At 64.7% G+C, this 13,986-nt stretch carries 9 protein-coding genes; all 9 read right to left on the reverse strand.

Features of this window, described 5'->3' with window-relative positions:
* Positions 1 to 214 precede the first annotated feature (214 nt).
* Complete coding sequence (locus tag ABQY74_RS09780; protein WP_349794727.1) at positions 215 to 2,542, reverse strand: EAL domain-containing protein; 2,328 nt, start codon at positions 2,540 to 2,542, stop codon at positions 215 to 217.
* A 6-nt stretch (positions 2,543 to 2,548) separates the two neighbouring features.
* Complete coding sequence (locus tag ABQY74_RS09785; protein WP_047128639.1) at positions 2,549 to 3,625, reverse strand: chemotaxis response regulator protein-glutamate methylesterase; 1,077 nt, start codon at positions 3,623 to 3,625, stop codon at positions 2,549 to 2,551.
* Entirely contained in the window at positions 3,622 to 4,218 is a 597-nt protein-coding gene (cheD, locus tag ABQY74_RS09790) for a chemoreceptor glutamine deamidase CheD (protein ID WP_024937701.1), read from the reverse strand. The genes ABQY74_RS09785 and cheD overlap by 4 nt, the downstream gene beginning before the upstream one ends.
* Positions 4,215 to 5,084, reverse strand: a complete 870-nt coding sequence (locus tag ABQY74_RS09795; protein WP_024937700.1) for a CheR family methyltransferase — start codon at positions 5,082 to 5,084, stop codon at positions 4,215 to 4,217. Before ABQY74_RS09795 ends, cheD begins: the two co-directional genes overlap by 4 nt.
* Before the next feature lie 207 nt (positions 5,085 to 5,291).
* Positions 5,292 to 7,673, reverse strand: a complete 2,382-nt coding sequence (locus ABQY74_RS09800) for a methyl-accepting chemotaxis protein (RefSeq protein WP_349794730.1) — start codon at positions 7,671 to 7,673, stop codon at positions 5,292 to 5,294.
* An 84-nt stretch (positions 7,674 to 7,757) separates the two neighbouring features.
* Entirely contained in the window at positions 7,758 to 8,063 is a 306-nt protein-coding gene (locus tag ABQY74_RS09805) for a hypothetical protein (protein WP_372358778.1), read from the reverse strand.
* Positions 8,064 to 8,312: 249 nt separating this feature from the next.
* Positions 8,313 to 8,798 (reverse strand): chemotaxis protein CheW, encoded by a 486-nt coding sequence (locus ABQY74_RS09810; protein ID WP_016904902.1) that lies wholly within the window; start codon positions 8,796 to 8,798, stop codon positions 8,313 to 8,315.
* Positions 8,799 to 8,929: 131 nt separating this feature from the next.
* Positions 8,930 to 9,715, reverse strand: a complete 786-nt coding sequence (locus tag ABQY74_RS09815; RefSeq protein ID WP_016904901.1) for a flagellar brake protein — start codon at positions 9,713 to 9,715, stop codon at positions 8,930 to 8,932.
* Between the two features lie 1,428 nt (positions 9,716 to 11,143).
* On the reverse strand, positions 11,144 to 13,816 hold the full coding sequence (locus ABQY74_RS09820) for a Cache 3/Cache 2 fusion domain-containing protein (protein ID WP_349791242.1): 2,673 nt from the start codon (positions 13,814 to 13,816) through the stop codon (positions 11,144 to 11,146).
* Positions 13,817 to 13,986: the final 170 nt, after the last annotated feature.

Consider the following 13,986-nt stretch of genomic DNA (forward strand, 5'->3'; position numbering starts at 1 on the left):
CACCGTCGCGGGACCTTACGCGGCATGGATGCCGCGTAAGAGCCTACAAGGACGTACTTGCGGCGTGTCCTGCGATGGTGGGCGGGCAAGGACCCTGCACCGAAGCACCAGATCAGATGCTTTGCCTTCCGGCAATTTGCTTCGGTCTGCTGATGTGGGCGTAGAACGCTATGAGAACAGCCTGCCAAACCACGACGTAGTGTCGTGAGCCGCTCTAAGACTGCGCGCCCAACCAGGCTTCCAGTGCCGCCGCCGGCAACGGCCGCGAAAATAGATAGCCCTGCAGCACTTCGCAGCCGAGGTCGGCGAGGAACAGGCGTTGGGCTTCGTTTTCCACGCCTTCGGCAACCACGTGCTTGCGCAGATGCTCGCCGATGCGCAGCACCGAGGTGGTGAGGGCGCGGGCGTCTTCGCTGTGTTCGATGTCGCGCACGAAGCTCATGTCCAGCTTGAGTTCGTCGATCGGCAGGCGATGCAGATGGCTCAGGCTCGAGTAGCCGGTGCCGAAGTCGTCCAGCGACAACGAGATGCCGGCTTCGCGGATGGCGTGCAGGTTTTCCAGGACGCCGGGTTGCCCGGAGAGCATCACGCTCTCGGTCATTTCCAGGGTGAGGTCGGAGGGCTGCGCGCCCATGTCGGCGATCAGGCGCAACAGGTCGCTGAGCATGCGCGGGCTTTCGAAGCTGCTCGCCGACAGGTTCACCGACACGCGCGACACCGGCACGCCACGCTTGCGCCAATCGGCGATCTGCCGGCAGGCGCTGCGCAGCACCCAGTCGTTGAGCTGCGGCATCATGCCTTGTTCTTCGGCCACGGGCAGAAACCGCGCCGGCGAAATGGCGCCCATTTGCGGATGATTCCAGCGCAACAGCGCTTCGACGCCGTATAGCGCGTGCGGCGCGGCGCTGTGCAACTGCGGTTGGTAGTGCAACTGCAGTTGATCGCGGTCGATCGCCTGGCGTAGCTCCGCTTCCAGCGCAACGCGCTCCTGCGCCATGCGGTTCATGTCGGAACTGAAGAAGCGGAACCGTCCGCCGCCTTCCTGCTTGGCGCGATTCATGGCCAGATCGGCATGTCGCAGCAGGATGTTGATGTCGCGCCCGTCCTCGGGAAACATCGCCACGCCGATACTGGCCGACGGATGCACGGTCATGTGCCCGACCGGCAGCGGCCTGGCAATGGTGCCCAGCACGCGTTCTGCGGCGGCACTGGCCTGCTCGGCGCTGCATTGCGGCAGCGCAAGCGCGAATTCGTCGCCGGCCAGGCGCGCCAGCATGGCGGTGGCGGTCAGCTGTTCGCCGATGCGCAAGGCGATGTCGCGCAACAACCCGTCGCCGGCGGCATGGCCCTGGCTGTCGTTGATCAACTTGAAGCGGTCGATGTTGATGAACATCAACGTGGCCGGTTCGCCGGCGTATTCGGCCTGCGTCAGTGCCTGCTCGGCGCGTGCGCTGAACATGATGCGGTTGGGCAGGCCGGTCAGCGCATCGTAGAACGCCAGTTGATGCACGCGCTGGCGGATCTGTTCGCGTTCCAGCGCCAGCGTGCACAGCTGCTGGCACAGGTCGGTGAGGCGTACGTGCCAGGCATCGGCACGCTGCGCCTTGCGGTAGTACAGCGCGAAGGTACCGAGCACGCGTGCGCTGTTAGAGCGGATCGGCGTGCTCCAGCACGCGCGCAAGCCCATCGGCAGCAAGAGTTCGCGGAATTGCGCAAACAGCGGGTCGGTGGCGATGTCTTCCACCATCACCGGGCGGCCGCGCCAGGCGGCCGTGCCGCAGGCGCCTGCACCCGGCGCGATCTTCAAGCCGTTGACCGCATCGGCATATTCCGGCGGCAGGCTGGGGGCAGCCAGCGAGTGCAGGCAGCCCTGATTGTCCGCGCTCATGACCGTGGCCAGCACGTCCGGTGCGATGCGCTCGACCTCGGTGCAGATCAGCGTCATCACCTCGATCAGCGGCCGCTCCTGGACCAGGGCCTCGAGCACGCGGTGCTGCAGCACCTCATGCATCTTGGTGTCGGTGATGTCGGTCAGCACCGCCACGTAATGCGATGGCAGATGCCGGGCGTCGTAGATCGGATTGAAGTTGAGCGAGATCCACAGCGGCGTGCCGTCCTTGCGGTACACCAGCAGGTCGGCCTGGGTCTGCTGCAACGCGTCGGCGCGGTCGCGGATGCGCGCCACTTCTTCCTGGCCGCTTTGCGCGCGGGTGAGCACGTCCGACGGACGCTTGCCCACCAGTTCGGCTTCGGTGTAGCCGAACATGCGCTGGAAGCCTTCATTTGCGTAGAGCAGGCGCGATTGCAGATCGCAGATCAGGATCGCACTGCTGCTGCCGTCCAGCGCTTCGGCCAGCAGGCGTGAGCGCGTGACGTCGGGATGTTCGTCGGGCCTGGTTATGCCCGCGGTGAGCGGGCCGGGCTTGATCGTCCCGGGGGCGGGCGCGTGATCTGCCGGCGCATCCGCCGTCGCCAGCGAGGCGGTTCCCGTAATGCCGGGAGCCGCCGCCTGTTGGGTCGGATGCGGGGGACGGGCCATCATGCCGGATCAGCGTGCCTGTGCCGACAGCGCGATCAGGCGCTCGGCAACGCGGTTCAGCGGCACCACTTCCTGCGCGGCACCGAGCTTGTAGGCGGCGCCGGGCATGCCCCACACCACGCTGCTGGCTTCGTCCTGCACCAGCGTGGGCGCGCCGGCCTGCAGCATTTCCAGCAGGCCGCGTGCACCGTCGTCACCCATGCCGGTGAGGATGGCGCCGACCGCATTCGGGCCGGCGTTGGCGGCGACGGAGCGGAACAGCACGTCCACCGCCGGCTTGTGGCGATTGACCGGCGGGCCGTCGTCGATGCGGCAGCGCCAGCGCGCACCGTCGCGGATGATGCGCAAGTGCTGGCCGCCCGGCGGCAGGTAGGCGTGGCCCGGCAGGATCGCCTCGCCATCGCTGGCCTCGCGCACCGACATCGCCGAGTGGCGATTGAGGCGCTCGGCGAAGGCAGTGCTGAAGCTGGCCGGCAGATGCTGGGTCATCACCACCGCCGGGGCATCGGCGGGCATGTGTTCGAGCACCACGCGCAGGGCTTCGGTGCCGCCGGCGGAGGCACCGATGGCGATCAGGCGGTCGGTGGTGCGGAAGCGCAGCGCGCTGCCGGGTACCGGCGCGGACTGCATGTCCAGGGTGACCTTGGGCGCGCTGGGACGATTGAGCGCGCTGACCCTGGCCTTGGAGGCCATCTTGACCTTGCTGACGATCTCTTCCGCGTAGCCTTCCAGCCCGCGTGCGACGTCGATCTTGGGCTTGGAGACGAAATCCACCGCACCCAGCGACAAGGCCTGCAAGGTGGTGTCGGCGCCGCGCTCGGTCAGCGACGAAATCATCACCACCGGGGTGGGGCGCAGGCGCATCAGGTTTTCAAGAAACACCAGACCGTCCATGCGCGGCATTTCCACATCCAGCGTGATCACGTCCGGATTGAGGCGTTTGATCTTTTCGCGCGCCAGGATCGGGTCGGCGGCCGAGCCGATCACCTCGATGCCGGCATCGCGCGAGAGGATTTCGGTCAGCATCTGGCGTACGACCGCCGAGTCGTCGACGATCAATACACGCACAGGAGTTTCCAGCGTCATTCGAACAACTCCACTCCACCGGTAACCGGTGCTTTGGACAGACGGGCGCGCACGGCCGATTCGGCGGCGGCGACTTCGGCTTCGTGTGCATGCGGCAAACGCTGCACGACCACGCGTCCGGTCGTCGGGAAGAACCACACCTTGCGCGGATGGATGCCGCACAGATCTTCGGCAATGATGGGAATGTGTTCGGCCTGCAGGTACTGGCGCACGAACTCGGCGTTGCGGGTGCCGACCGGGTTGCTGGTGAAGCCCTTGAGCACGTTGGCGCCACCGAAGACCTTGGCTTCGATGCGTTTGCGATGCGCGCCGCGCTTGAGCATGTCGTTGATCAGCAACTCCATCGCATAACTGCCGTAACGCGCGGGTGCGCCATCGCCGACCTGGCCCTCCGGCAACAGGAAGTGATTCATGCCGCCGATCTTCAGGACCGGGTCGCGCAGGCAGGCGGCAACGCACGATCCCAAGGTGGTCGTCAACGCGGTGTCGTCGTCGACCACCAGGTACTGGGTGGGCAGCAGCTTGGCGGTGATGGTCTGGAACCGCGAATCGCGGTAGCGCATGACATCGTCGACCTGCACAGCGGTACTCATGCAGACGCTCCCGCGCGCGGGCTGCGCCGATACAGCGTGCGCCCGCACGGCTGGATCAGATCGGCCGCGTGCAGGTAGTTCTCCGAGTGCCCGGTGTAGAGCAGACCGTCGTCGCCCATGTGGCTGACCAGCCGCGACAGGATGCCGCGTTGGGTCGGCTTGTCGAAATAGATCATCACGTTGCGGCAGAACAGCGCCGCGTACGGGCCGCCTACGTCGTAACGCGGTGCCAGCAGGTTCAACTGGCGGTACTCGATGAGCTGGCGCAAGGCCGGGATGACCCGGCACTTGCCCTCGTTGGGGCCGCTGCCGCGCTGGAAGTACTTGCGCTTGATCGATGCGTCCAGCGAGGCGACGCGGTCGATGGCGTAGACGCCGCGCGAGGCGGTTTCCAGCACCTGGGTGTCGACGTCGGTGGCGACGATGCTGACCGGCGGGGTCAAGGTGCCGAAGGCTTCGCAGGCGGTGATGGCGATGGAGTAGGGCTCCTCACCGGTCGAAGCCGCGCACGACCAGATCTTCAACGGCGCCTGCGAGGCGCGCTTTTGCAGTTCTTCGCGCAGTTTGTCGAAGTGGTGCGGCTCGCGGAAGAACGAGGTCAGATTGGTGGTCAGCGCGTTGGTGAACGCCTGCCATTCCTCCTCGTCGTTGCCTGCTTCCAGCTGGTCCAGGTAGTCGCGGAAGGAGCGCAGGCCGAGCACGCGAAGACGACGCGACAACCGGCCATACACCATGTCGCGCTTGGCCGGAGCCAGGGCGATGCCGACACGCTGATAGATCAGGTCGCAGACGCGCTTGAAATCGCGGTCGCCAAAATCAAATTCGCGTGTGTCTGAAGCGGAAGTCGAGGTGGTCGTCATATCCATGCGCGTCGTTAGCTATGACTGGATATCGGCCACGTGGTCATGCAACTGAAGCACCAATCACGTATTGCAGACAGTCGGGTCTGCTGACGGTGCCCGGCGCGGCGTGGGCGGTGCGATCGCACCCGGCGGCGGGGCAGTGCGCGCTGCGCCGAGCGCAGATACACAAAGCCCCGGCAGTGCCGGGGCTTTGTGGGGGACAGCGGTGGATCAGAACTCTTGCCAGTTACCGTCGGCCAACGCGGCCTGCGGCTTGGCCGGCCGTGACGAGGTGGCCGCTGCGCGCGCCGCCGGCTTGGCTGCGGACTTCACCGCCACCGGGCGCGAGGCGACCGGGCGCACGCGGGCGGCCGGGGAGGCCTGGGCGGCCGGCTCGTCCAGCTTGAACACCGACACCGCTTCGGCCAGATGGCCGGCCTGCTCTTCCATCGAGCGTGCGGCCGCAGTGGCTTCTTCCACCAGGGCGGCGTTCTGCTGGGTGGTTTCGTCCATCTGGGTGATGGTCTGGTTGACCTGCTCGATGCCGGCCGACTGTTCCTGCGAGGCGGCAGAGATCTCGCCCATGATGTCGGTCACGCGCTGCACGCTGGCCACGATCTCGGCCATGGTCGCACCGGCCTTGCGCACCAGTGCCGAACCCTCGGCCACCTTGTGCACGGAGTCGTCGATCAAGCCCTTGATCTCCTTGGCCGCGCCGGCCGAACGCTGTGCCAGCGTACGCACTTCCGAGGCGACCACGGCAAAGCCGCGACCCTGTTCGCCGGCACGGGCGGCTTCCACCGCTGCGTTCAAGGCCAGGATGTTGGTCTGGAACGCGATGCCATCGATGACCGAGATGATGTCGGCAATCTTCTTGGACGAGGCTTCGATGCCCGACATGGTGGTGACCACCTGCGAGACCACGTCGCCGCCCTGCGAGGCCACGCCGGTGGCGCCAATGGCCAACTGGTTGGCCTGACGGGCGCTTTCGGCGTTCTGCCGGACGGTGGAGGTGAGCTCCTCCATCGAGGCAGCGGTTTCTTCCAGGTTGGCGGCCTGCTGCTCGGTACGATGCGACAGGTCGCTGTTGCCGGAGGCGATCTCGCCGGCCGCCGAGTTGATCGCGGTGGACGAGACCTTGATGCGCCCGACGATGTCGGCCAGCTGCTCGGCGGTGGCATTGGCATCGTCACGCATCTGCGCGAACACGCCGCTGAATTCGCCGTGCATGCGCACGGTCAGGTCGCCGCGCGACAGCGCCGACAGCAGCGCGGAGATCTGCTCCAGGCTGCCGGCGTTGGCATCCAGCAGGCCGTTGAGCTGCTGGGCCAGCTGCAGGAAGAAGCCCTGCTTGCCGTCGGTTTCCACCCGGCCGCTCATGTCGCCGCTGGCGGCGGCACGCACGATGCGGGCGACTTCTTCTTCAACCTGGACTTCGATGGTGCGGTCGCGCCATTCGCAGACATCGCCGGTGCTTTCGCCCTGCTCGTTCTTGATGACGGTGACGGTCTGCATCATCACAAACTCGCCGTAGCGCTCTTCGAAGCTGGTGATGCCGTCGCGTTCCAGTGCTGCGATGGCCTTGCGCACGGTCGTTTCGGGCAGGCCGAGATAGCTGATGTGCTGGCCGATGATCTTGCTGGCTTCAAAATCGGGCGAGGACAGACGAATGCTGCCTTCGTAATGCGTGACCAGCTTCATGAACGCCTCGTTGGCGTAGATCATGACCCGATCGGCGTTGGTGATGAAGGTGCTGGTGGACGATTTGTCCAGCGCGGTACGGATGCGCAGGTTTTCGTCGGCGATCTTCTGATCGCGTTCGATGCGTTCCTTCAGGTCGCGCTGCATGCGGTGCATGGAGCGCATCAGTTCGCCCACTTCGTCCTGGCCCCGCACATTGATCTGGCCGTCCAGCTTGCCGCTGGCGATTTCGGTGGCGGTGGAAACGGCGCCGCGCATGCTCTTGACGATGGAACGTGCGAACAGGAATGCCAGGCCCAGGCCGCCGGCGATGCCGATCAACAGCACCATCACGGTCAGCGAGACCGAGGTGGCATGGACTTTTTCGGCCTTGCTCTTGGCAGCCTGCGCCAACTTGTTGTCTTCGACGATCAACGCGGCCAGCGAATCCTTGGCCTTGTTGTGCAGGGTGCGGGTCTCGCCGACAAAGGTGTCGACGGCATCGTCGGGCAGATTGAGCTCGACCATTTCGTCGACGCTGGCGTAGGAGGCCGCTGCCTTCTTCCAGTCCGCCACGAACACGTCGAACAACTTCTTCTGCTGCGGGCTCTCGATCAGGCGGGGGTAGCCCTTGATCGTGGCTTCGATTTCGCCATGGAGCCGCTTGGCGCGGACCTTGGCTTCCTGCTTGACCGAGTCGCTGGCGCGCACCAGATTCTGATAAGACGCATTTCGATATTCGCCGAGCATGCCGCGCAGGTCGCCTGCTTCGCGCACGCTGGACATGGTATTGCCGGCCAGATCGCGGGTGACGTTATTGAGCGACGCCAGGCCGGCATAGGCGATGATGCCCTGCACCAGCATGATCAGCAGCACGATGCCGAACGCCAGCATCAGCTTGGGCATCAATTTCAGATTGTTGATCCATTGCATTGACACGATTCCCCGATAGAAGTCAGTGCGCATAACCGCAAACAGCAGATCGCCACGCGCGAGGGCGTGGCGATCTGTGGGCGATTACTTGATGGTGGCCAGCTTCAGGCTGGCCGGCGAGCTGACTTCGATTTCGGCACGCGAGCTGTCGCGCTGGATCTTGCCGAGCACACAGACGTCCTTGCCTTCCAGGCTTTCCGGGGCAAAGCTGAACTTGCCGCGGTTGGCGCCGTCGATGCGGGCCGAGAAGGTGTGACGCGGGAACATGCCGCCCATGTACAGGAAGGTGGGTTCACCTTCCGAGCTCTGGGCGTACTTGGCCTTTTCGACCTTGCCGCACACCATGCCGTCCTTGCCGACGAAACGGGTCGCCATTTCCGGCGGAATCATTTCCTGCGACTGAGCCGACAGCGTGGGAGCAACGATCACGAGAGCAGCGACGGGGAGGAGCGAGAGCAGGAACTTCATTGGGATTCTCCAGAATCAAAAGTCGAACGGTGACCCGTTTGTGTACGCGGGCTTCTATTCAGCTATCGGCTAGCCGCCGTTCAACTTGAATCCGAAAAACGTGATTTCTATCTCACTTCAACTTCGTTGTGCGTCTCGTGTCGGGAAGCTCCCGACACCAGATGGTCTGAATCAGGCCGCTTCTTCGGCCAGCTGCTGCTGACCGAGCTCGGTGCTGTCCAGCAGGGTCTCGATATCCAGCAGGATCAGCATGCGATCGTCCTGGGTGCCGATGCCCGAGATGAAGCGGGTGTCGACCGAGGCGCCAAATTCGGGGGTGGGGCGGATCTGGTCGTCGTTGAGCGGAATCACGTCCGAGACGCTGTCCACCACGATGCCGACCACGCGGTCTTCGACGTTGAGCACGATCATCACGGTGAAGGCGTCGTAGCGCGCTTCTTTCAGGCGCAGCTTCAGGCGCAGGTCGATCACCGGCACGATGGTGCCGCGCAGGTTGATCACACCCTTGATGTAGTCCGGTGCGTCGGGCAGGCGGGTGACCGAATCGTAGCCACGGATTTCCTGCACCTTCAGGATGTCCACGCCGTAGTGTTCTTCGCCCAAGGCGAAGCTGAGGAATTCACCACCGGTGCCGGTGGTCGTGCTTTTGTCGTTCATGGAAACTCCGGGCGTTGCGGCTGAGTGTCGGATTGCAGCTATAGGAAAAGCATGCGGATGAGGATTGCCCTAGCAACATCGGCGCAGCGCAGGGCAACTTTAGCCGCGCGCCGTGGCTGGTGCGGGTGGGTTCAGAACACGCCGCTCTTGCGCGCATTGCGCTGGCGGTCGACCCGGAAGATATAGCGCTGGATGGTCTCGTCGGCGCCGCGTGGCAGGTCGCTGAACTGCATGCCGACGCGGAAACCTTCGCTGCCGTTGGGCAGGGTTTGCTTGTATTGGCTGCACACCGTTAGCGGCAGGGTGATCGGCGCGGTGTCGGGCAACTGCAGCGTGCAGTTGCGGTAGGTGCGCTGCGGTTCGAGCAGGGGCATGCCATCGGTGAGCGAGACCGCCAGGCCACCGCTGCTGATATCGATCACGCGCAGCTGCAGGTTGAGATTGCCGCCCTGTGCTTCATCCTGGCGAATGATGCAGACGGGCGAGTCGGTGATCGGCGTTTCCAGCCGGTATGACTCGCGACGCTGCAGGTGATACATCGCCTCGGGCAGCTCGGCGCGGAAGGCAACGTGGATGTCGCGCTCCAGCCGCTCGGGCGTTTCCAGGCGGAAGCGGATATTGACCCGTTCCAGCTGCGCATAGCACAGCAGGTACTTGGCGTCCTGGATGGCGCGGTTGGAGGCTTCGTTGTGGCTGCCGTCCAGAATCACGCAGTCGTCGTCTTCGTCCACCTCGAGCACGGCGGTGGGCACGGCCATGTCGCGCCCGGCCACATGCATGGTCACGATGGCGCGCTGGTCGAGCAACTGGCGCAGCAGGCCACGGATCTGCCGTTTGTTGCGCAGCAGATAGCGCTCGTCACCTTCGGCAAGGTGGTCGGCATCGTGGTCCAGCTCTGAGGTATCGCCTTGGGACATGGGCACAGGCACTGTGGATGCGGGAAGGCGCCGGAACGGTTGTCCCGGCGTCGCCTTGATATCGGCGGCAAAACGAAATCTTTAAGAGCAGCTGACAAAAACTATTGCATGAAGCGTTGGTTGCTTTGGGTGTTCTGTTCCCAGTGGCTGGATAGTGCACATGGATCAAGTGTAGAGCGCGTGGTCCTGCCGCTTGGCTGCAGGGTCCTTGCCCGCCCACCATCGCGGGACACGCCGCAAGTACGTCCGTGTAGGCTCTTACGCGGCATCCATGCCGCGTAAGGTCCCGCGACGGTGAGCGGGCAAGGACTTTCGAGGTAGTCGGTGTGCGTGGTTGTAGGTCTCGATTTCTTCAGGCGTTGTGCTTCGATGGGCTTAGATGGTGCGGATACATCAGTCGCAGAGCGGGTGATCTGCGACTTTGCTGCAGGGCCCTTGCCCGCCCACCATCGCAGGACACGCCGCACGTCCATGTAGGCTCTTACGCGGCATCCATGCCGCGTAAGGTCCCGCGACGGTGGGCGGGCAAGGACCAGTGGAGATGGTCGGTTTGCGCGATAAGAGCAGTGCTTGATGCGCGTTGTTCGGATTGCGCGTTCAACAATCTTCTATCACGAGCCGAACAACAAGCTTTCAAGAAAGCAGCCGACCAACTTCCTGGTGCGGTGTCCTTGCCGGTTGCGGGACCCTTGGCGGCATGGATGCCGCCAAGGAGCCTCCATGGATGGATTCACGGCGTGTCCCGCAAGTGGTGAGGGCACCGCGCACTCGACTCATCGAGCTTTTGATCTGAGCATCTGATCGCTTCTGAACGCGGCAACGATTCCAGGGTCTCGTTTTTTCAGGCGCTGTGTTTCGATAGGCTTGAATAGTGCGGATACATCAGTCGCAGAGCGGGTGATCTGCGACTTTGCTGCAGGGCCCTTGCCCGCCCACCATCGCAGGACACGCCGCAAGTACGTCCTTGTAGGCTCTTACGCGGCATCCATGCCGCGTAAGGTCCCGCGACGGTGGGCGGGCAAGGACCAGTGGAGATGGTCGGTGTCATAGTGGAAGCGACGCAGGACGTGCGCTGGTCGGATCACTAAGCGTTCGATCAACCCCTGACCATTTTCCCTTCGCAAGCCGAGCAATACGCTTTCAAGAAAGCAGCCGACCAACTCCCTAGTGCGGTGTCCTTGCCGGTTGCGGGACCCTTGGCGGCATGCATGCCGCCAAGGAGCCTCCATGGACGGATTCACGGCGTGTCCCGCAAGCGGTGAGGGCACCGCGCGCTCGACTCACTGAGCTTTTGATTCAATCAGCGGATCGCGCCTAAACGACGCGACGCAGTCTCCACTGACGGATTAACGGCCTGTCCCTCAAGCGGCGAGGGCATCGCGCCCTCGACTTACATATTCGATGGGCGCGTCGTCGTCGTCTGTCGCATCAGGTGTAGGCGTGGCGTGCGTTGGCCAGCAAGGTGTTCAGTTGGTCCTGCTGTTCCAGGCGGAACACGGCCACTGCATCCACCAGTTGCGCGGCCTGGTCTTCCATCGCGCGTGCAGCCGCGGTGGCTTCTTCCACCAGCGCGGCGTTCTGCTGGGTGGTTTCGTCCATCTGGGTGACGGTCTGGTTGACCTGGGTGATGCCGGCGGCCTGCTCGCGCGAGGCGCTGGTGATCTCGCTCATGATGTCGGTGACGCGCTGCACCGAGCTGACCACCTGCTGCATGGTGCTGCCGGCTTCGGACGCCAGTGCGGCGCCGTTGCCGATGCGGGTCACCGAGTCCTGGATCAGGTGCTTGATCTCCTTGGCTGCGCCGGCCGAACGCTGTGCGAGCGTACGTACTTCGGAAGCGACCACGGCAAATCCGCGGCCCTGTTCGCCGGCGCGCGCGGCTTCCACTGCCGCGTTCAAGGCCAGGATATTGGTCTGGAAGGCGATGCCGTCGATGACGCCGATGATCTCGGCGATCTTCTTGGACGAGGTGTCGATGTCGGCCATGGTGGTGACCACGCGGCCGACCACATCGCCGCCCTGGGCCGCCACGCCGGCGGCGTCCAGCACCAGGCGGTTGGCCTGGTCGGCGTTGTCGGCATTCTGCTTGACGGTGGCGGTGAGCTCCTCCATCGAGGCGGCGGTTTCTTCCAGGGCCGCGGCCTGCTGTTCGGTGCGACGCGACAGGTCGCCATTGCCGGTGGCGATCTCGGTGGCGGCCGAGTTGATCGCCAGCGAGGAGTCTTTGATCCGGCGCACGATGCCGGCCAGCTGGTCGGCAGTGGCATTGGCATCGTCGCGGATGGTGGCGAACACGCCCTGCAGGTCGCCGTCCATGCGCGCGGTCAGATCGCCCTGCGACAACGCAGAGAGCAGGGCGGACACGCGCGACAGCCCGTCCGCATTGTTGTCCAGCAGCGCGTTGAGTTGCTGGGCGAGCAGCAGCAGGAAGCCCTGTTTGCCTTCCAGGCCGACACGCTCGCTCAGGTCGCCGGCAGCGGCGGCCTGCACGATACGTGCGACCTCCTGTTCCACCTGGACTTCCTGGGTGCGGTCGGCCCACTCAACCACAAAGCCCATGCGCTCGCCGGCCGCGCCCAGCACCGGGTTGACCACCAGCCGCATGGTGCGGCCACCGACATGGATCTGCGCGGTGTGGGTGCCGGTGAGCTGGTCGAGCATGCGTGCCTGGTGCTCGGGCTTGCGATGGAACTGGTCGATGCTGGCATCGATCAGCGCATCGGCATCGAAGTTGGGCAGGTCGCGGCGCAGTTCGTCCTGCACGCTCTTGAGCATGCGTTGCAGCGGGCGGTTGACGTAGATGATGCGGCGATCGGCATCGGCGATCATCACGTTGGTGCTGACATCGTCCAGCGCGGTGCGCACGCGCAGCGCTTCACTGGCGATCAGCTGATCGCGTTGCAGCCGCGCGCGCAGGTCGTCGCGCATGGCGCGTGCATTGAGCAGCAGGCGACCGAGTTCGTCGTGGCGGTCGATCTCGATCGGGTTGTCCAGGCGCCCGGCAGCGACGTCGCCGAGCACGCGTTCCACCGCCAGCAGCGGGCGGGTGACCATCTTGCGCGCGGCGATGAAGACCACTGCAATGCACAGGCCCAGCACCACCAGCGAGAACAGCAGCATGCTGCCCATCAGCTCGTCCAGCGGGCCGTCGATGGCGCTGCGCGGCTGGGTGCCGATCACCGTCCACTGCCACGGCGCGTAGCGCTGTGCGGTGACTTCGAAGGCCTGGGCGTTGCCCTGGGCGTCGCGCAACTGCAGGTTGGCGCTAGGCTGCTTGCCGTCCAGCACCGACTGCAGCAGCGATTGCTGCTCGGCCGGCACCAGCGCCGCCAGCGTGGCCGGTGTGCCCGGCGGTGCGGCGATGACCTGGCCCTGGTGCTCGCCCGGCGCCATGTCGACGATGACGAAATAACCGTCCTGGCCCAGCTTGGTGGTGCTGACCTGCGCCTTCAGCGCGGCCAGGCCCTGGGTGTAGTTGCGCCCGACGAACAGCGCGCCGATCACCTCGCCGGCGGCATTGCGCAGCGGCTGGTAATGGGTCATGTACTGCTCGCCGAACAGCTGCGCCTGGCCGGTGAAGGCCTTGCCTTGCGACAGCGCGGCGTAGGCCTTGCCCTTGCGGTCGAGCAGGGTGCCAATCACGCGCTCATTCTGCTTGTTGCGCAGCGAGGTGGTGATGCGCACGAAGTCGTCGCCGGTGCGCGCGAAGATCGTGGCGACCCCGCCGGCGGTCTGCGCGAAGCGATCCACCGCGTCGACGTTGAGATTCAGTGCCTGCTTGCCGGCACGCAGCGACGGCGTCTGCTGCGCGCCGATGGCGACGGTGCTGGCGGTGTCGAGAGTGCGCTCGCCGCTGGGGAGCATGGTCTCGAACACGCTGCCCAGGCGCTGGGTGCCCTCGGTCAGGGTGACGTCGTACATCGCCACCGACTGCTGCATCAACCGGGTGCTGGAGCGCAGCTCGGCCTTGACTTGGGATTCGATGTCGTCGGCGGACTGGCGGTAGATGGTCAGGGCCAGCAGGCCGAGGGAGAGCGCAATCACCAACGTCAGCAACGCGGACAGCCGGGTGCCGACGGACAGGCGGTTGAAGGAGTGCATGAGGAATCGACCTTGCCCGGGGGAGGGCGTTACGGATGCGTGAAGTCGATAGCGGCCGTTTATGCAATTAATTGATGGTTTGTGTCGAAATCCGCACAATTGTCCAGTTCGCTTGCCGGATCGGACGGCTTCAACGATGTGGCAGTTGTTAGTTTTTGATGAAATATGAC

It is taken from the genome of Xanthomonas sp. WHRI 7064 (genome assembly GCF_040202355.2).
Taxonomy (GTDB): domain Bacteria; phylum Pseudomonadota; class Gammaproteobacteria; order Xanthomonadales; family Xanthomonadaceae; genus Xanthomonas; species Xanthomonas arboricola.